This window comes from Enterococcus sp. DIV1089c (genome assembly GCF_050530965.1).
GTDB classification, from domain to species: Bacteria; Bacillota; Bacilli; order Lactobacillales; family Enterococcaceae; genus Enterococcus_B; species Enterococcus_B hirae.
Genome location: NZ_CP172888.1, coordinates 168,818 through 188,198 on the forward strand (window position 1 = coordinate 168,818; position 19,381 = coordinate 188,198).

Sequence of the window (19,381 nt, forward strand, 5' to 3'; positions counted from 1 at the left end):
CTTTGGTAATTCAAGGTTATTAATGATGTGGTTTAGGCTGTGTAACGTTTTTTTTTTTTGCGATTATTTTTATTTTTTGATTGAAATTCGATATTATATTCATTTTGTTTGCTTCAACTATTTTTTGTGTGTTGGCTAATCGGTCCATTGTTTTTGGTAACTGGAGGTTAGCCATAATAAATTTAATACTTCTGGCTTTATAGTTTAATTTAGACAAAGATGCTAAGCATTCGTTTGGGCCACGTTCTTTACACCTCGTGTTCCACTGGTCAATCGTATTTAGTAGTTCTTGGTTGGATTGAAAATCTGAAGTGATAGTTGATCGCTCTGCCGTAATGATTTTATCTGATTCAATGACTGGATTTATCGTTTCTGGTAAGTAAAGATTCGCTATGATAAATTTGATCATTGAATCATTATAGTTACAGGTAGCTAGAAAAGCGAAGGTTTCATCAGCACCGTTTAGTTTAAGCATTGCGTTCCACTGGTCAATTGTGGTTAGTAACTCCTGATCAGATGAAAAACCTGATTCCACCACCGTTTTGCCCAGAACATTTAACAAGGTTTCAATCTGTTCTTTATCTGTTCCTGCTGGCAAATGAAGGTTGTTTATAATATTTTTGATACTTTCAGTTTCATAATTAAATGTAGTTAAATAGGCTAAGGTTTGGCTTAAGCCGTGAATTTTCAACATTCGATTCCACAAGTGAATACTATTTTCTGATACTTTCATTAACTTGTGTTCTTTCAAAACTTGACTAAGGGGCATAAGATAATCTCCTTTTGATTTTTTTACTAGAACTATTGTAAAGGAATCGATCAGACAAAGAGTCTTCTTTTTTCGGCTATATGAAATTTTAGTTTTGGATAAAAGCTTGACAAAGCTTGCTAAGTTAAAAGAGTTTTGTTGTTCAAGATGAGACTGGGACAAAACTTGTCTCAGTCTCTTCTAGTATCTCTGAAAACGAATAAACGGTGTTCAAAGAGCTGACCTTCGGCGATAAGTCAAAAAATCTCAAAACATGGGGAGCTGTTTCGAGATTTCCATCCTTAACGCTCAGGTCAAAACACTCTTTTCACGACCTCTTGTTCACGGTGAGACAAAAGCAGCATCTTCGGAAATAAGCCGGAATTTACCAAAAATTTGAGAAGCACCGAGTAGGTAACAATCAACATCAAAAACAAGTATTTGTGTTTCTTGTCAATTTTCGGAAATTTCTTCTTATTTCTTGATGCTAAACACTTTTGTCTCAACCTCCGATGTGATCGTGGATCGTTGATTTAAATTATTTTTCGAAAAGAGGTACAATAGGGGAGAGAAGAGAGGTGGGAAGTTATGGTACTTAATTTTGCCATATTATTTTTGATGATTGCGGTGACTTCTTTTTTTGTAGCTAGTGAATTTGCATTAGTTAAAATCAGACGTTCACGCTTAGAACAATTAGAAAGAGAAAATGTAAAGAATGCCAAATTAGCATTACATGTCACGCATCATTTAGATAACTACTTGTCGGCTAGTCAATTAGGAATTACCTTGACTGGGTTGATCATTGGTTGGGTTGGCGAAGGCTCAGTGACGGCGTTACTAGAGCCTTGGATCGGTCGATTGCCGTTTAGCTCAGCATTGAGCGGAACGATTTCTGTCGCGTTAGGGTTTATCTTAGTGACATATATCGATGTGGTGATCGGAGAACTTTTACCTAAAAGTTATAGTATCGTGAATACAGAGCAAGTGGTCTTATTTGTTGTACGTCCGTTGCATTATTTTTATAAAGCAATGTTTCCTTTTATTTGGGTATTGAATCATTCTGCTGCGGCTTTAGGAAAAGTATTAGGTGTGAAATTAGTTTCAGAAGGAGAAGAGACATTATCTCAAGAAGAATTGACGTTAGTGGCTATGAATTCTTATGAAAAAGGAGAGTTGACGAAAGAAGAGTACTATTATTTAGAAAATGTCTTTGAATTTGATGATACGTTGGCAAAAGATATCCAAGTGGATCGAACCTCTATGCAGGTTTTTGAAGCTGGTGAGACAGTGAAAGATGCGATTCAAGCTTCTATTCAAAGAGGTCATACCCGCTACCCCGTTATTTCTGGGTCAAAGGATCACGTCCTTGGTTATGTTACTTTACCAGATTTGATTAAGCAGTCGTTTAAAGACGATCAATTAACAGTGGATGAGTTGGTGGAAGAACCAATCGTTACTTCGGAAATGATTCCCATCAAAAAACTGTTGACGATCATGCGTAAAAAAGGAAAACATATTGCTATTTTAAAAGATGAATACGGGGGAACGAGTGGTTTAGTGACGATTGAAGATATTTTAGAAGAAATCGTAGGGGAAATTCGGGATGAAACGGATTTGGATGAAGCATTGATAGCGAAACAAGCAGATGGGAGCTATATTGTTTCAGGAAAATTGACGTTAGATGATTTTGGTCGTTATTTCCACGTTACGATCCCTGAATTTGAAGAGTCTACTTTTATCACACTATCTGGATTTATGTCGAACCATGAAAAAAACATCAAGACAGGTACAGTGATCCAAATTGATTCTTTTCAATTTACGGTGTTAGAATATAACCATACGCATGTGGACTATTTTAAAATCAAAAAACAAGAAATAGCAGAAAACAGTATCGATTCGAATAAAACAGAATGAAGAATCTGGGATAAACAAAATCCTACATTTCACGATCAAAAAAAATGAGAGAAGTAAGACAAAACATTCTAACCACTACCAAAAACGAATAAACCGATGTTTATACTTTCTTTTTGTCCCTTAGTCGGAAGCTTCCTACTCATTTTGGTGGACGGATCTCTTGATCATAAGATTTTAAACGATAGAACTGATGCCAATCCATTCGACTTAGCTGAATGGATTGGCATCTTTTTTACTTTGTAAACCATATATTTGTTCTAAAAAAAAATATCCGATAGAATAGACCTGTAAGCGGAATCACTAAATACAGACATACTATTAACAGGAGGGATTCACATGAATGAAAGAAATCTAACAGTTATTGGTAGTTACAGTACGAGGGAAGAAGCTTTATCAGTGATCGAATAATTGCGTGATGAAGGATACGATCGAGACGATATCATTATCTATATGACAAAAGATGCTGCTCAAAATTTTGGTTTTTCTGGTTTATCAGGAATTGATGTAGAAACGAATGTGGATGAGGTTGAAGGCACGCATGAAGAACGCTCGCTATGGGAACGGATCAAAGATACGTTCACTTCTAACACCTATGAGGAAGATTCGTATACAGAAAAAGCGGATGATTCTGTTAACGATGATCCATTGTATTCATACAAAGAGGATACTGCCGCTGGGAAAATAGTGATTACGGTTAAAGATTACAAAGCGCCAAATGAAGCAGTTGTTGAAAACGATCGGACTCAAAATATGCCCGATCCAACGGATACACTAAATACAAATAATGAAAATATTCAACTCAAAGAAGAACAGTTAGATGTCAATACCCATGACGTGACAACTGGGGAAGTTGATATCCATAAACACGTTGTTAATGATACTAAAACAGTGGAAGTCCCTGTAAAGCGTGAAGAAATCGTTATCGAAAGAAAACCAGTAAATGCTGAAGCAAGCGATAATATTTCAGATGATTCTTTGGAAGACGAAACGATTACAATTCCTCTTAAAGAAGAACAAATTGATGTCAATAAACATACTGTAGTACGTGAAGAGGTAGGTATTCACAAAAAAGAGCATGAAGATATGAAACAAGTGACGGAAGAAGTAAGTCGTGAAGAGTTGGATATTGATACAAAAGGAGATGTTCGAGTAGAAGATACGGATGAAAATACTCGTAAAAATGATCATATATAATAATTGATCGCTAAAATCATCTAACCAGACTCCTTCGTTTTTTGAACGGAACATCATGTAAATTGCTAATAAAAAAGACATTTCTGCTTATCTGATCGATGAGAGAAATGTCTTTTTTTCTTTTATTGGATACTATTGTACTGGATTTCAGGATCATCCATAGCGTATTGTTGTTCATTCTCGAAAGATTTAAGTTGTTTCATTGAACGCAAGTAAGAGTATAGTAGAACAGCGACAGATCCTGCCCAAGCAAGTGGTGAAGCAGCTGCAGCACCCGTATAACCAAGTAAACCAGTTAAAATGATTGCTGCAAATGAACGCATGACTAATTCCATCATTCCTGCGAGTGTTGGAATCTTACTTTGGCCAAGTCCTTGTAGTGTGTAACGTAAGATAAATAAAATCGCTAAGATCCAATATAAGGAACCATTGATGTTGAAGTAAGTTTGAGCTAATTCAAAGACACGAGTCTCTGTCGGTGAAACAAACAACTGCATAAGTGAATGACCGAAGAAAATCACGATCGCACCTGCAACAACACTAAAGCCAATACTAATCATAAGTGTTTGCTTAACACCTTTTAAAATTCGACCATATTCTTTTGCACCATAATTTTGAGCAGTAAATGTTGCAATAGCAATCCCAAAGGACATCATTGGTTGATTAGCAAATTGGTCAATTCTGCTGGCTGCTGCTTGAGCGGCTACGACATCTGTTCCTAAACTGTTCAACGCAGCTTGAAGGACAATGGCGCCAATGGCGATGATGGATGATTGAAAAGCCATTGGAAGAGCAGCGTTTAAATGAACACGAATTTCTTCTTTATCAAAGTGAAAATCTTTTTTACGTAATTGCAACAAAGGAATTTTTTTCTTGATATAAACTAAACATAGTAGGCTTGAGCAAACTTGGGCGATGACCGTTGCAATTGCTGCGCCTTCGACACCCATTCCAAAAGAAATGATGAAAATCAAATCAAGCACAACGTTGACAACCACTGCAATAATCAAAAAGAAAAGTGGTGTCCGGCTATCTCCAAGCGCGCGAATAACATTTGAAAGCAAGTTAAAACTCATAGATGCGAAAATCCCTAGTAAGATGATTGAAATGAACGTTTGTGCTTGGTCAATAATCTCAACGGGCGTTTGCATCAATTGCAGCATCGGACGAATAAATACTAAACTAAGGACGGTTAATGCAATAGTGACAACCAAACTGATAACAACACTTGCAGCAAAACTTTTCTTAAGACCACGATAATCTTTTGCACCATAACGCTGAGCTGTAATGATCGCTAATCCAGCAGTAAGACCTTGAGCGAAGCCAAGGATTAAAAAGGTCAAGCTTCCGGTTGCACCAACAGCAGCCAGCGCATTTTTCCCTAATGTTTGACCAACGATGATCATGTCGACCATGTTGTAAAATTGCTGAAAGACATTACCAATAAGTAAAGGAACGGTGAACATTAAGATTAGTTTAGCTGGACTTCCTTTTGTTAAATCGCGCATTTTTTAAACTCCTTATTGTCTATAAAATTTAGTTAGTAGTATATAGTGTTTATCCTGAGATTACTAGGTAAAAATGAAATAATTTTGATAACTTTCAATGTATTGCAGATTCATTTTCAAAGATATTTTCAATGATGTGCATCATAAAACAAGCCAAGAATTGAATCGCTGAATAAATTCAAAGAATGAAACGCAAAGAATAAATTCAAAGGATCAACTACTTGGCCTGGGCGTACAAATCAAAAGGGACAACGAATGGTTGTGAACCTTAATACTGTCTTATCTCGCTGGGTAAAAGAATGGTTTCTCTAGTACCATCATCATAAGCATATACTTGGCTTGGGAAACTTGATGAATAGTGAAACGGTAAATCGATTCCCATCTCAACATCACTACCAGCTTGCGAAAAATGCATAGTTACTTTTCCATTATTGTCGATTAAATCAAAGGCTAACATATTATCTAAGGGGATGACTCCCTTAAGGTCTAGGTCAATAATAAACCAGATACTATCAATCAGTTCATCTGGTAAACTTGATACAACACCTACAGAGGCATACCGGTTACGACTACTGCCAAAACTTTCAAACATCTGTTTAACCTCCTTCGTTTTATCGAATAGACATGTTTTATTTCTTCATTTAGGATAAACGATTTACTGTAACGATGGTTCATTCTAATAGACTTTTTTTAAAAATGCAACAAAAATCGTATACTTTTTTTCAAAGTATAAGTTTTTTTTAAGGAGAGAAAAAAACGTGCCAAAAGCGAAGGTTGCCAACGCTTTTGACACGAACAAGTCACTTGTTATTCTTCCGTTGAACCAATAACTTCTGGTTCGCTTTCTTCATCAGTAGTTTCAGCTTCCTCAGTTGGAGCTGCTACTGCAGCAATTTGTTCTTCACCATCAGAAACGACTTTATAATCGTTGTTTTCAGGTAGATCGGCTACTGTGATTGCATCGCCTAGATTTAGGTTTGTTACATCAACTTCGATACGTTCTGGTAAGTTGCTTGGTGTAGCAGAGACGATCACAGTGTAAAGGTTTTGTGCTAAGACACCACCAGCTTTCACACCTGCAGCTTCGCCAACAAGAACGATTTCAGTTTCGACTTCAGTTTCTTCTGACATGTTCACAGATAGAAATTCCACATGTTCAAAATGGTTGGTAAAGGTATTCGTTTGGACTTTATGAACCAACGTGTTGACTTTTTTTCCATCAATCGTCATTGTGATTACTGTATTTGCGCCATTTTCACGTAATAATTTACTGAATATTTGTCCATCAATAGCAATCGGAGTACTTTCAACATTGTACCCATAAACAATAGCTGGAACTTTACCTTCATGACGCAATTTATTTCTCAATGAACGGGGACGTACTTCTCTCTTACTTACTTCTAATGATACTGACATAACCAAAATTCCTCCTTAAAATGTGACTGTCGGCAACGTAGACCAACAGATTTTATTTAAGTGAACTTTCGACGGCTATTCTCGTGCACATTATTGGCTAGGACGCTTAAAAAACGCAAAAAGGTAGATGCGCGCATCTACCTTTAGAAAGTCAGGATTCAACTTTTCTCCACCAGGTCATTACGCTGTGTATGAGAAATCCAATTCACTTTACTCTTTAACCGTAGCGCGAATCTGAATTTAAGTCAAGGAATAACAATGGCTTTCTTATTTGCATCTACTCTCTTTCGGGTTATAATGCTTGTTAGGCTAAGAAAGGAAAGCACCATGCGTTTAGATAAATTAATTGAAGAAACTTTACAAACGACTCGAAAAGAGATGAAGCGTTTATTTGCATCAAAACAAGTGAAAATTGATGGTTGTGTCGAATTTTGCCAAAACCGAAATGTGGATAGTTTGATTCATGAGATCGAAGTCTCAGGTAAGCGTTTAACGACAAACGAAGTCTATTACTTATTGAATAAACCGAGTGGTGCTGTGACTGCAGTTAAAGACCAAACAAAAATGACCGTGCTAGACTTGATTGCTTCAGCGGATCGAACGAAGCCGCTCTATCCTGTCGGACGCTTGGATCGTGATACCACAGGACTACTATTACTGACATCAAATGGTCAGTTGGGATATGAAATGTTGCTGCCTGATAAAAAAGTCTTCAAAACTTATGAGGCGCAGATCAATGAACAAGTGACAGCTTCAGATATCGAAGCTTTTCAAGCAGGAATTGTTTTTGAGGGTGGCTATCGTTGTTTACCTGCACAATTAACAATCATGGAAACATCCAAAAACAGCAGTCGAGTACGAGTAACGATACAAGAAGGAAAATTTCATCAGGTAAAAAAGATGTTCCTTGCACGTGGTAAAAAAGTGACAAAGCTAAAGCGACTAATGATGGGACCTTTGCAGTTAGATGAACAACTTGCTGAAGGTGCCTATCGTTCACTGACATTAACCGAATTAAAGCAATTGAAAATATATTTTAAATAGGAGAGAAAAAAATGAATTATCATACTTTATTATTCGATGTAGACGATACGTTACTTGATTTTCAGATGACAGAAGCAAAAGCATTAAATGAATTATTTGCAGAGCAAGGAATTGAATTGACACCAGAAGTGAAAACAAGTTATAAGGCATTAAATCATCACTTATGGCGTGAATTTGAAAAAGGGAATATGACGAGAGAAGAGGTTACCGGGAGTCGTTTTGGACTACTATTTCAACAATTTGGTAAAACAGTTGATAGTTTAGCTATGGAGAAAAGATACAGACATTACTTGAATCAGGGGCATGATTTGATTGAGGGAAGTCATGAACTGCTTCAGACGTTATCTTCACAAGCGGATCTTTATATTGTGACAAACGGGGTATCGAAAACGCAATATCAACGTTTGACTGATGCGAAAATGTTGGGCTATTTCAAAAAAATTTTTGTTTCAGAAGATGTGGGCGCCCAAAAACCAATGAAAGAATTTTTTGATCATGTCTTTTCACAGATTCCTCAATTTGAAAAAGAAAAAACAGTTATTATTGGCGATTCATTGACCTCAGATATTAAAGGAGGGAACTTGGCAGGAATTGATACGATTTGGTTTAACAAAAATCGGTTGCCGGAAATTCCAGAAATCGTACCGACTTATCGGATTGATTCGTTAGCAGAACTTTATCCTCTTTTGGAAATCGAGAAGCATTAATTTTCAGAAAAATATAGCATTTTCGTGTATTTTCGCTATAATAGATAAGAATGTAAAAACGGATATGAAAGAGGTTTTAGTCAATGACAAAAAGCAAGCCAATTATCATTGGTGTGACGGGTGGATCAGGAAGCGGTAAAACAAGCGTAAGTCGTGCCATTTTCAATAATTTCCCAGACCATTCCATCATGATGCTTGAACAAGATTCTTATTATAAAGATCAAAGCCATTTGAGCTTTGAAGAACGATTGAATACGAATTATGATCATCCCTTTGCCTTTGATAATGATCTGCTGATTCAGCACGTGAAAGAACTACTGAACTATAACGCCATTGAAAAACCAGTTTATGATTATGTTGCACATACAAGAAGTCAAGCAACAATCATCCAAGAGCCTAAAGAAGTAATTATATTAGAAGGCATTTTGATTCTAGAAGATGAAAATCTACGTGACTTGATGGATATCAAAGTATATGTAGATACAGACGATGATATCCGTATCATCCGCAGAATCAAACGAGATATGGAAGAACGTGGCAGAACGTTGGATTCCGTGATCGAACAATATTTGACTGTGGTTAAACCGATGTATCATCAATTCATCGAACCAACTAAGCGTTACGCCGATATCATCGTGCCAGAAGGTGGCGAAAATCACGTAGCGATCGATTTGATTACGACGAAAGTTGCTAGTTTTTTGGATCATAAATAAAACAAAGAAACCAATAGGATAAGTCGAAGAATCATGAAAATAGGAGAAGCTATTTTCGATTCTTCGACTTATTTATCAAGTGAAACGTTTACTTTTGCAACGATTCTTAATGAAAAGTAGCGCTAAAAGGTGGAGAGACTGAAAATGAACAATCACAATCATTTACATAAATATATCCGAATAATCCCGATTATTGGCTTATTGTTCTTTTTGGTGTTAATCATTTATGCTTATCAACATGGGATCTTTCGATCAACCACTTCTTTGCAACGCTTCATCCAACAATTTGGGGAGTATGCAGTAGTGATTTTTATTCTCCTGCAGATCATTCAAGTGATCATCCCAATACTACCTGGAGGAATTTCTTCAGTGGCAGGCTTGTTGATGTTTGGAAATGGCTGGGGATTACTTTATAGCTGTATTGGATTGATTATCGGTGAAGCCATTGGTTTTTTATTGGTTCGTTATTATGGCGTTAGTTTTGTACAACTTATTTTATCGCCCAAAAAGTACCAAAGATTCGACCAATTACTGACACAGAAAACGAAGGATATCAAAAAAGTACTGTGTTTGACCATGTTGATTCCTTTTGCGCCTGATGACTTGGTTTGTCTGGTCGCAGGGTTAACTAAAATATCTTTTAAGGAATATATCCAAATTGTCCTATTATTGAAACCTTGGTCTGTCGGTGCGTATAGTTTGATTATGTTGTATCTGTTCCAGAAAGCACAAGGAAATTTTTAGCAGTAAGAGAGGAAAGAAAAAGAATGTTAGAAAAAGTCAAGGTAACCTCAACTGAAATTGACGAGTTGGTATCAGTGATCAAGGAAGTTTGGCCAGAAGCATTTGTTCCGATCATTGGGCAAGCACAAGTGGACTATATGCTGGCTATCTATCAATCAAAACAACAGATTGAAAAAGAAGTGGCGGAAGGTGTGCAGTATTTTCTCTTAAAAGAGCAAGGGCAAACGGTCGGATATACCGCCTATGAGGTAATAGCATCCAAAATATATTTGAGTAAGTTATACTTAATGAATCAATTCAGAGGGAAGGGATTAACGTCGGCTCTTTTTCAGTGGTACGAAACTATCGCTAGAGAACAAGGAATCAAAGAGATTTTTCTACGTGTCAATCAAGGCAATGCTCAAGCCATCGCCGTTTACCTTCATCAAGGTTTTGAAATGGCTAGTGAACTGATCTCGGATATTGGTCAAGGATTTCAAATGGTCGATTATCAAATGAAAAAAAGACTCGCATAACTTTGGGATATGTGTTAAAGTAACGACATGCGACGGGTCGAGAAGGCCTCTGGTTTACAGATGCGCCTAATTGATTTTGGAGACACAAGATCATGATGTGATCACTTGCCGGAATGCAAGGGTGTCGGGCAAGACTTTTGTGGAGAAGGGCTTGTCTGCTTGAGTTCACAAAAACTCAAGTACCAGTAAGATAGGACATTAGTCAGAAGAGATTCTGGGTAATGTCCTATTTTTTATGGGCAATCTTTCGTGGTTTGTTTTGGCTTGAGCGTTACTATTACTGACAAGAAGACTTGTCGCAATAGGTTATCGCTCGTTATAAGTCGGAATTCTTAGTTGATAGTATTGGCTAAAATTGGTTTCTACTTATGATTAATGCTAGAATGAATGAAAAATAAGTTTTGTAATTACTCGCTAAGGAGTTTTTTTATGTTCGAGAAAATCAAACAATTTGGTCGTAATTTTACGCAATCAACACCTTTTATTTTAGCTAATACGGTTATATTTATTCCTTACCTTTTATTTCTGAATTTGAGCGATGGGGCTAACTGGGCTTCGATTTTACCGTTTACCTTATTTTATACTTTCCGTATGACGGGATTGTTTTTGATTCGCAGTATTCGTTTAGGTCTAGATAGTTATACATTACTGATGATTGCTCTTTTGATGGGAGGGGCGGGTTCGTTATTAGGGATCTTTGGTGTGCTCTATTTCCCCTTGTTTTATTTGTCTAGTATTTTATTGGGATTTAGTGCAGCTTGGCTACTTCCAGCAAATGTGACTGTTAATTACCATGAAAAGCGACAGGGTTTTACGAATATGACAGGCAAAAAATATATCTTTGCGCTACTATTATTGGTTTTGCTTTTTCGCTCGATCGAGTTGTCAGGTACGACCCAAATCGTTGTGACGTTAGGGCTGTATACATTGTTTTATATCATGGCTTATCACACCATCAGCCATTATCCTAGGTATGAATTGGATTTTAAAGAGATGAAAACGACGATTTTTGTCACGAAAGAATTTGTGCTGTTCATTGTGTTTTTTGTCTTATTGTTTTTGCTTCGAAATGCACGATTGCTCGTTGAGCCAGAACTGTTTGATCTTACAATTTATGTTTTTCTCTTTTTATTTGTTTTAGCCGCTTTTTATTTAGGGAGAGGCAAAAAAAATTGGCAGTTTCCAAGTTGGCTCAATCTCATGAATTTTTTGAGTGGAATGGTGGGAAACTTTCTCTTTTTGTTTAGTACATTTTATGTAGGAGTTTTGTATGGATTTGATCATTTAGCCACTTATATGTATCTACCTTATATAGCTGGAATGGTCGTCGCTAAGCTGATTGGTAATCGTATCTTACGTAGTTTCCCCTATCCTCCAGTGATCGTCCAGTTGATCGGGCTATCTCTCTCTTTATTGATTTTATTGATCCCGACTGCGTTTGTGATTGGATTGTTTTTCTTAAGTTTTTGTCATGCTGTGATCAGCGGTTGGTTAAATCGTGTGTGCTATGACACTGATACGGATATTCCCATGGATCAACGAGTCATCATTAAATTTACGACACAAAACAAAGGGAGTGTGGTCCATCAGTTTCTCTTGATGGGGCTGTTACTAGTTCTTACCCGTTGGCTAGAACTACCTGTTGCAGTGTTGTTGCAGTTGACTGACAAGTTAAGAGTTCCTACGATCAGTGTGCAATTAATGGAATACGCTAAGTGGGGGAACATCAGCTGGTTACTCCTTGGTGTGCTGGGTGTTTATCTATTATGGAAACGAGAGGTGCGGCATCATGCGAATACTAATTGATGGAGATGGTTCGCCGGTTAAGGAAGATGTAATTGAAATTGCTGGTTTGTATCAAGTGGAAGTCATGATCGTGACGAGCGTGGCTCATTACACCCATAAAGAATATCCAGCGTATGTTCATTTTGTGTACGTTGATCAAGGCGCAGATAGCGCAGATTACCGCATTGTAGGATTGATTCGCAAAGGAGATATTCTAATCACACAAGATTATGGGTTAGCTTCTTTAGTTTTACCAAAGAGGGTACGAGTGTTTCATCAAACGGGTAAAGAATTTAGTGCAACAACGATTGACTCCTTGTTAGAACAACGTTACCAAAGTGGAAGGTTGCGCAAAGCAGGTCTGCGGACTAGAGGACCTAAACCTTTTACCACTCAAGATCATCAAAACTTTAGACAGGCATTAATTCAAGCACTTGAACAAGTCAAGTTATCTTCAAACAACGAGTAGCGACAATAGGTTTGTTTTCCCCTCAATTAGTACGATATCTTTGCTTGTATTGTCTTTAAAATGATAAAATAATTAAAGATATTTTATTATCTAATTTTTTTCTAATCTGAGGGGAGAGAGTGGAAAATGAAACATGTAAAAGCATTAATTGTAAAAGCAATCATGATTTGGGCGATTTTATGGATCGTATTAACAGGATTATACGGAGTTAGCTTCATGGATTCGACAATTGTTGGGGTCATTATCGTTGTGATGATTTATGTATTAGGTGATTTACTCATTCTGCGAAAGGTGGGGAATATTGCGGCGACGATCGCAGATGCCGGTTCTTCCGCAGTCATTTTGTGGGTATATCTTTATTTTATGAATGATATGACGAACATCTGGATGAAAGTTTTGATTCCTGCTTTATTAATTGGCATAGGAGAATGGTTCTTCCATAAATGGTTGTTAAATCAAGGGATTGTCCCTGATGAACGAAAGATGGAATAGATGAAAAACAACAATCGAAAAAGAGGCGCAGGCAGCGATGCCGTGCCTTTTTTCTTGATTTAACAAATAAGTTTATCGACTTTTTGAAAAATAAGCTGTTTGATTCTTTTGATTTTGTGCTAAAATATGAAGTAAAAGTGAAAGATATTGGATACGGGAGGACAATCTTTTGAAGATTACTTTACTATATGGTGGACGCAGTGCAGAACATGATGTTTCAGTTCTTTCAGCGTTTTCAGTCTTAAATGCTATTTATTATACGTACTATCAAGTTCAACTGATATTTATCAGCAAAGAAGGTCAATGGGTGAAAGGCCCTTTGTTAACAGAGAAACCAGCGAGCAAAGAAGACTTACATTTGACATGGGACCCAAGCGGAAAAGTGACAGATGGCTTTACGGGAAGAGTGATCAATCCTGGAGAAATCAAAGAAGAAGGAACGATTGTTTTCCCTGTCTTACACGGACCTAATGGTGAAGATGGAACGATTCAAGGATTTTTGGAAACATTGAACTTGCCATATGTCGGCGCTGGCGTTTTAACAAGTGCTTGTGCAATGGATAAGATCATGACCAAATACATTTTGCAAGCGGCAGGGGTGCCACAAGTTCCTTATGTCCCTGTTTTGAAAAATCAATGGAAAGAAAATCCTAAAAAAATCTTTGATCAATGTGAAGGGTCTTTGCTTTACCCAATGTTTGTCAAACCAGCAAATATGGGTTCAAGTGTAGGGATCTCTAAAGCGGAGAACCGTGAAGAACTGCAAAATGCGCTTGCATTAGCTTATCAATATGATTCTCGTGCGATCGTTGAGCAAGGGATCGAAGCACGTGAAATTGAAGTAGCTGTTTTAGGGAATGAAGACGTGCGTACCACGTTACCTGGTGAAGTAGTCAAAGATGTTGCATTCTATGATTATGATGCGAAATACATCAACAATAAGATTGAAATGCAAATCCCAGCTGAAGTACCGGAAGAGGTCTATCAAAAAGCGCAGGAATATGCAAAAATTGCGTATACAATGCTAGGTGGGAGTGGCTTGAGCCGTTGTGATTTCTTCTTGACGAATAAAAATGAACTATTCCTAAATGAGTTAAATACAATGCCTGGATTCACGCAATTTAGCATGTATCCATTATTGTGGGAAAACATGGGCTTGAAGTATGGCGATTTGATCGAAGAATTGATTCAATTAGGAATCAATCGTTTTAATCAACGACAAGGTTTTTTTGAAGCAAACGAATAGACAATTAAAAATAGAAGCTGGAGCGAATGTCATTCACATTTGTTCCGGCTTCTAAATGCGAAAAGGCGGGTTTTTTATGAAACTAACAGTACAAGAAATCGCTCAAGCTGTAGGAAGCGTAATGAATGATTTAACGGAAATCACAGGTGTGGAGTTCGATAGTCGCAAGATTGAAAAAGGTGGGTTGTTCGTGCCGCTAAAAGGAGCAAGAGATGGACACGAATTTATCCAACAAGCCATGGATAATGGAGCGGTTGCTACTTTTTGGAGTCTGGAAGCGACAAAAGCACCTAGTGGGATTCGAGTGATTCTTGTGGATGATCCACTAAAAGCAATGCAAGATATGGCGAAGTACTACCTAGCGAAAGTTGGGGCTGAAGTGGTGGCAATTACGGGAAGTAATGGGAAAACAACGACAAAAGATTTGACTGCTTCAGTTTTAGCTCAAAAGTACAAAACCTATAAAACACAAGGAAATTACAACAATAATATTGGATTGCCTTATACGATTTTGCACATGCCGATGGATACCGAAAAAATCGTTTTAGAAATGGGGATGGATCATGCCAGAGAGATCACTGAGCTTTCTTTGATTGCCCGACCTAAAGTAGCGGCTATTACGATGATTGGTGAAGCACATATTGAAAACCTTGGCTCACGAGCAGGAATCGCGCAAGCAAAAATGGAGATTGTTGATGGTTTGAGAGAAGATGGGCTGTTGATTATCCCAGAAGAAGAACCATTATTGAAACCTTTGACTGAAAGTTTGACCCAAAAAATTGAAACGTTTGGATTAAATACAGGGCAGCTACAGGCGGAGGTAACGAGTGAAGAGAAAACAGCCACACATTTTATCGTCAATGATGAATCGTTCATGATTCCTCTTCCTGGAAGTTATAATGTCACCAATGCGTTGATTGCTTATGCTGTTGGGCAATTTTTTGGTCTGCCAACGGAAGCCATCCGTCTAGGTTTAGCAAGTGTCACAGTGACGCAAAATCGTACGGAGTGGCTAAGTGCTGGAAATGGTGCGGGGATTCTAAGTGATGTCTATAATGCGAATCCTACAGCAATGGGATTGGTCTTAGATACTTTTGCCAACTTACCAACAAAAGGGAGAAGACTTGCTGTACTTGCGGACATGCTGGAATTAGGACCAGATGCTTTGAAGATGCACGCAAGTATGGCTGAACATCTTGATCCAGCTGATTTTGCGGGAGTCTATTTATATGGGCCCCAAATGAAAGCATTATATGAAAAGTTGAACGAAAAGTATCCAGATTTATACGTACAATATTTTGAAACAGATAAAGAACAACTCATTGCAACGGTGAAAGAAGAAATACGTCCGGAAGATAGCATCGTTTTAAAAGGAAGCAATGGAATGGGATTGATTGATGTCGTTAAACAATTGCAAGGAATGAAATAATAAACTGCAAACTTGCAGAAAATAAGAAATTATGCTAGAATAACCTATTGCCGAAAGATGAAGAGAAATTGGACTGGTTCTTTCGTTTATGTAAATTGCTAGAGCCAGATGTCATAACAATGATAAAGCTGAACGCGACCCGTTTGGCTTTTCTAATGCCTAAACTTCGCAAAGTGATTTTTCGGTGGTGCCACAGGGGCTAAGAATGAGTAAAAACGTACGTGGCCACTGTCAAAAAGAACCAAACACTTTGACCGAACAATCGACGGGGTAGCAAAAATTAAGCTACATCCTCAGTTAACAACCATATAGGAGGATTCATTTGAAATTTAAAGAATTAGAATTATCACCAGAATTATTGAAATCAGTAGAGCGTGCTGGTTTTGAAGAAGCAACACCGATCCAGTCAGAAACAATCCCTTTAGCATTGTCTGGAAAAGATGTGATTGGACAAGCACAAACAGGGACTGGTAAGACGGCTGCTTTTGGTTTGCCGATGTTAGAAAAAATCGACACTAATCGCCACGAATTGCAAGGGTTAGTCATTGCACCGACACGTGAATTAGCGATCCAAACACAAGAAGAGCTTTATCGTCTTGGTCGTGATAAAAGAGTACGTGTACAAGCTGTTTACGGAGGCGCTGATATCGGTCGCCAAATCCGTGGATTGAAAGATCGTCCACATATTGTCGTAGGAACACCTGGACGTATGCTGGATCACATCAACCGCCACACATTGAAATTAGGAACAGTGGAAACATTAGTTCTAGATGAAGCAGATGAAATGTTGAACATGGGCTTTTTGGAAGATATTGAAAGTATTATTTCAAAAGTACCTGAAGAACGCCAAACATTATTATTCTCAGCAACAATGCCACCTGCAATCAAAAATATCGGCGTGAAATTCATGAAATCACCAACACACGTGAAGATCAAAGCGAAAGAAATGACAGCTGACTTAATCGATCAATATTATGTTCGAGCAAAAGAATATGAAAAATTCGATATCATGACACGTTTGTTCGATGTCCAAACACCAGAACTTACGATTGTTTTTGGTCGTACAAAACGACGTGTTGATGAATTGGCACGTGGATTAGAAGCTCGCGGTTATCGTGCAGAAGGAATCCATGGGGACCTTTCACAACAAAAACGAATGAGTGTTTTACGTTCATTTAAAAATGGTCATTTAGATATTTTAGTTGCTACGGATGTAGCTGCACGTGGTTTGGATATTTCAGGCGTGACTCACGTCTACAATTATGACATTCCACAAGATCCAGAAAGTTATGTTCACCGTATCGGACGTACAGGTCGTGCGGGTAAAGGCGGGATGTCAGTGACATTCGTTACGCCAAACGAAATGAGCTACCTACATGTTATTGAGAACTTAACGAAAAAACGGATGGCTACTCTACGTCCGCCAACTGAAAAAGAAGCATTCAAGGGACAACTAGGTGCTGCAGTGGAACAAATTGAAGCTAAGCTTGAAGAAAACGGCTTAGACAAGTATTTGCAAACAGCAGATAAATTGCTTGAAGAGTATTCTGCACAAGATTTAGTAGCTTTGTTACTAAAAACGACTGCGAAGGATCCTTCTGATGCAATACCAGTTAAAATCACTCCAGAACGTCCATTGCCAATGCAGAAAAAAGGCTATAATAAAAATGGCAAACGTGGCGGCGGAAATAACCGTAATCGACGCGATAATAACAACTACCGTGGCAACAAATCAAAAGGTGGCTACAGTAAAAATAATAACCATCAAAAAGATGGCGGTAAGCGTCAAAACGATAAAAAACGTGGATTTGTGATCCGTACAAATAACGATTAATAATAAATGATAAGCTTCTCTTTTTTAAGAGGAGCTTTCTTTTTAGTTATTTATGGACATATTGGTGGTAAAATACCGAGAATTTGGTAGAATGAGAGTGTTCTAAAATTTTTGAAAAGAGTAGAGTCTATGATTAAAGGAATTGGGATTGATGCAGTTGAGTTACCAAGGATTGCAAAGATCATCAAAGAAAAACAAAATTTTATCGACCGAGTGTTGACGCCAAATGAAATCGAGCAATTTCAAATCCTGCCTTTTCACCGACAAGTAGAATTTCTCGGAGGGCGTTACGCTTGCAAAGAAGCTTTTTCAAAAGCGTGGGGAACTGGTATTGGTAAGGTGACGTTTCAAGAAATTGAAATTTTAAAAAATGATGCAGGACAACCTGTAGTCACAAAATCACCTCATTCAGGTACTTGTTTTGTTAGTATCACGCATACGGATGAATTAGCGTTTGCACAAATTATTTTAGAAGATTAGAAAGAAGGAAAAATCATGGTTGTCGCTTGGCACCGACCTACAAGAGTCATTATACATACAAAAGCTATTACTGAAAATGTCAAAAAAGAATTTGCTAGATTACCAAAAGGAAAAGAGCTATTTGCTGTAGTCAAAGCAAATGGTTACGGGCACGGAGCAGTCCAGACAGCAGAAGCTGCACTGGCTGGAGGTGCTACTGGATTTTGTGTGTCTAATCTAGACGAAGGGATTGAATTGCGGGAAGCGGGATTCACACAACCTATTTTAGTGTTGAATATGGTTCCCATTGACGCATTGACTTTAGCGGTTGTCCATGATTTATCGATCACTGTAGGAAACAAAGAATGGTTAGAACAGGCTGTTGAATATCTGCAAGAAAGAAAGCTGAAACATGCGTTAGCACTTCATTTGAAAGTTGATACCGGCATGGGACGGATTGGTTTTTTGACACCTGAAGAAGTCGTAGAGGCAGTTTCATTTATTCAAGAAAGTGCTGTATTGGAATGGGAAGGGATTTTCACCCATTTCTCAACGGCTGATCAAGCGGATGAAACGTATTGGCAACAGCAACATCAACGTTTTATAGAGACAATCGATGCATTGCCTGCTTTACCTAAGTATGTTCATGTAAGTAATAGTGCTACTGCTTTATGGCATGAGGAAAAAATTGGTAACATGATTCGTTTTGGTGTAGCAATGTATGGGTTAAATCCTTCAGGGCATGCACTGCCAGAACCGTATCCATTGGAACCCGCACTAGAGTTAGTTTCCGAGTTGATCCAAGTGAAACGTTTGGCTAAAGGTGAAGGCATCGGCTACGGGGAAACCTATATTACCGATCAACCAGAGTGGATCGGGACGATCCCGATTGGCTATGCGGATGGCTGGTTACGAAACATGCAAGGCTTTTCCGTCCTAGTGGATGGAAATTTATGTGAAATTGTCGGACGTGTGTGTATGGATCAAATTATGATCCGTTTACCTCAGGAGGTTCCACTGGGAACAAAGGTTACTTTGATTGGTAAAAATCAGGAAAAAGAGATATCGATGCAAGCAGTAGCGGATCAATTAGGTACGATCCACTATGAGGTAGCCTGTGTACTAGGAACGCGCATTCCTAGAGAATATGAAGAGTAAGGAGAA

Annotated in this window: 18 protein-coding genes and 1 pseudogene; 15 read left to right on the top strand and 4 right to left on the bottom strand. The window is 37.9% G+C overall.

The genetic code is table 11. The features are described 5' to 3' along the window. Nucleotides 1–19: 19 nt before the first annotated feature. Nucleotides 20–733 (bottom strand): hypothetical protein, encoded by a 714-nt coding sequence (locus IGL30_RS00865; protein ID WP_161299240.1) that lies wholly within the window; start codon nucleotides 731–733, stop codon nucleotides 20–22. A 603-nt stretch (nucleotides 734–1,336) separates the two neighbouring features. Here IGL30_RS00865 and IGL30_RS00870 point away from each other — a divergent pair. Together IGL30_RS00870 and IGL30_RS00875 are read left to right on the top strand one after the other, a co-directional pair. Next, nucleotides 1,337–2,662, top strand: a complete 1,326-nt coding sequence (locus IGL30_RS00870) for a hemolysin family protein (RefSeq protein ID WP_123874912.1) — start codon at nucleotides 1,337–1,339, stop codon at nucleotides 2,660–2,662. A 336-nt stretch (nucleotides 2,663–2,998) separates the two neighbouring features. Continuing rightward, nucleotides 2,999–3,856 (top strand): annotated as a pseudogene (locus tag IGL30_RS00875) (DUF2382 domain-containing protein). A 122-nt stretch (nucleotides 3,857–3,978) separates the two neighbouring features. Here the strand turns inward: IGL30_RS00875 and IGL30_RS00880 are convergent. The 3 genes from IGL30_RS00880 to IGL30_RS00890 form a co-directional block, all read right to left on the bottom strand. Then, nucleotides 3,979–5,364, bottom strand: coding sequence for an MATE family efflux transporter (locus tag IGL30_RS00880; RefSeq protein ID WP_430618423.1), 1,386 nt, complete (start codon nucleotides 5,362–5,364; stop codon nucleotides 3,979–3,981). Nucleotides 5,365–5,632: 268 nt separating this feature from the next. Beyond that, the gene (locus IGL30_RS00885; protein WP_088745044.1) at nucleotides 5,633–5,956 is read right to left on the bottom strand and encodes a DUF960 domain-containing protein; all 324 of its coding nucleotides are present in this window, start codon (nucleotides 5,954–5,956) and stop codon (nucleotides 5,633–5,635) included. 215 nt (nucleotides 5,957–6,171) lie between these two features. Beyond that, the gene (locus IGL30_RS00890) at nucleotides 6,172–6,780 is read right to left on the bottom strand and encodes a 50S ribosomal protein L25/general stress protein Ctc (protein ID WP_010736853.1); all 609 of its coding nucleotides are present in this window, start codon (nucleotides 6,778–6,780) and stop codon (nucleotides 6,172–6,174) included. A 327-nt stretch (nucleotides 6,781–7,107) separates the two neighbouring features. Between IGL30_RS00890 and IGL30_RS00895 the strand changes: the two genes are divergently transcribed. The 13 genes from IGL30_RS00895 to alr all read left to right on the top strand — a co-directional run bounded on the left by IGL30_RS00895 (nucleotide 7,108) and on the right by alr (nucleotide 19,375). Continuing rightward, on the top strand, nucleotides 7,108–7,824 hold the full coding sequence (locus IGL30_RS00895; protein ID WP_088745043.1) for a 16S rRNA pseudouridine(516) synthase: 717 nt from the start codon (nucleotides 7,108–7,110) through the stop codon (nucleotides 7,822–7,824). An 11-nt stretch (nucleotides 7,825–7,835) separates the two neighbouring features. Next, nucleotides 7,836–8,531 (top strand): YjjG family noncanonical pyrimidine nucleotidase, encoded by a 696-nt coding sequence (locus IGL30_RS00900; RefSeq protein WP_010720342.1) that lies wholly within the window; start codon nucleotides 7,836–7,838, stop codon nucleotides 8,529–8,531. Between the two features lie 83 nt (nucleotides 8,532–8,614). After that, the gene (gene udk / locus IGL30_RS00905) at nucleotides 8,615–9,244 is read left to right on the top strand and encodes a uridine kinase (RefSeq protein ID WP_010720341.1); all 630 of its coding nucleotides are present in this window, start codon (nucleotides 8,615–8,617) and stop codon (nucleotides 9,242–9,244) included. A gap of 144 nt (nucleotides 9,245–9,388) precedes the next feature. Further along, a complete protein-coding gene (locus IGL30_RS00910; protein WP_088745042.1) occupies nucleotides 9,389–9,988 on the top strand; it encodes a TVP38/TMEM64 family protein in 600 nt (199 codons plus the stop codon). Nucleotides 9,989–10,011: 23 nt separating this feature from the next. After that, on the top strand, nucleotides 10,012–10,503 hold the full coding sequence (locus IGL30_RS00915; RefSeq protein ID WP_123874915.1) for a GNAT family N-acetyltransferase: 492 nt from the start codon (nucleotides 10,012–10,014) through the stop codon (nucleotides 10,501–10,503). 429 nt (nucleotides 10,504–10,932) lie between these two features. Beyond that, on the top strand, nucleotides 10,933–12,309 hold the full coding sequence (locus tag IGL30_RS00920) for a hypothetical protein (RefSeq protein ID WP_088745040.1): 1,377 nt from the start codon (nucleotides 10,933–10,935) through the stop codon (nucleotides 12,307–12,309). After that, nucleotides 12,293–12,757, top strand: coding sequence for a YaiI/YqxD family protein (locus tag IGL30_RS00925; RefSeq protein ID WP_088745039.1), 465 nt, complete (start codon nucleotides 12,293–12,295; stop codon nucleotides 12,755–12,757). The genes IGL30_RS00920 and IGL30_RS00925 overlap by 17 nt, the downstream gene beginning before the upstream one ends. A gap of 126 nt (nucleotides 12,758–12,883) precedes the next feature. Next, a complete protein-coding gene (locus tag IGL30_RS00930) occupies nucleotides 12,884–13,249 on the top strand; it encodes a DUF2512 family protein (RefSeq protein ID WP_034698720.1) in 366 nt (121 codons plus the stop codon). A 169-nt stretch (nucleotides 13,250–13,418) separates the two neighbouring features. Further along, entirely contained in the window at nucleotides 13,419–14,495 is a 1,077-nt protein-coding gene (locus IGL30_RS00935; RefSeq protein ID WP_010720335.1) for a D-alanine--D-alanine ligase, read from the top strand. A 76-nt stretch (nucleotides 14,496–14,571) separates the two neighbouring features. Beyond that, the gene (locus IGL30_RS00940) at nucleotides 14,572–15,924 is read left to right on the top strand and encodes a UDP-N-acetylmuramoyl-tripeptide--D-alanyl-D-alanine ligase (protein WP_123874916.1); all 1,353 of its coding nucleotides are present in this window, start codon (nucleotides 14,572–14,574) and stop codon (nucleotides 15,922–15,924) included. A gap of 322 nt (nucleotides 15,925–16,246) precedes the next feature. After that, the gene (gene cshA, locus IGL30_RS00945; RefSeq protein ID WP_010720333.1) at nucleotides 16,247–17,758 is read left to right on the top strand and encodes a degradosome RNA helicase CshA; all 1,512 of its coding nucleotides are present in this window, start codon (nucleotides 16,247–16,249) and stop codon (nucleotides 17,756–17,758) included. Between the two features lie 129 nt (nucleotides 17,759–17,887). Then, nucleotides 17,888–18,238: a holo-ACP synthase gene (gene acpS / locus IGL30_RS00950; RefSeq protein ID WP_010720332.1), complete on the top strand. Its 351-nt coding sequence runs from the start codon at nucleotides 17,888–17,890 to the stop codon at nucleotides 18,236–18,238. A 15-nt stretch (nucleotides 18,239–18,253) separates the two neighbouring features. Then, the gene (gene alr, locus IGL30_RS00955; protein WP_123874917.1) at nucleotides 18,254–19,375 is read left to right on the top strand and encodes an alanine racemase; all 1,122 of its coding nucleotides are present in this window, start codon (nucleotides 18,254–18,256) and stop codon (nucleotides 19,373–19,375) included. The last annotated feature ends 6 nt before the right edge of the window (nucleotides 19,376–19,381 follow it).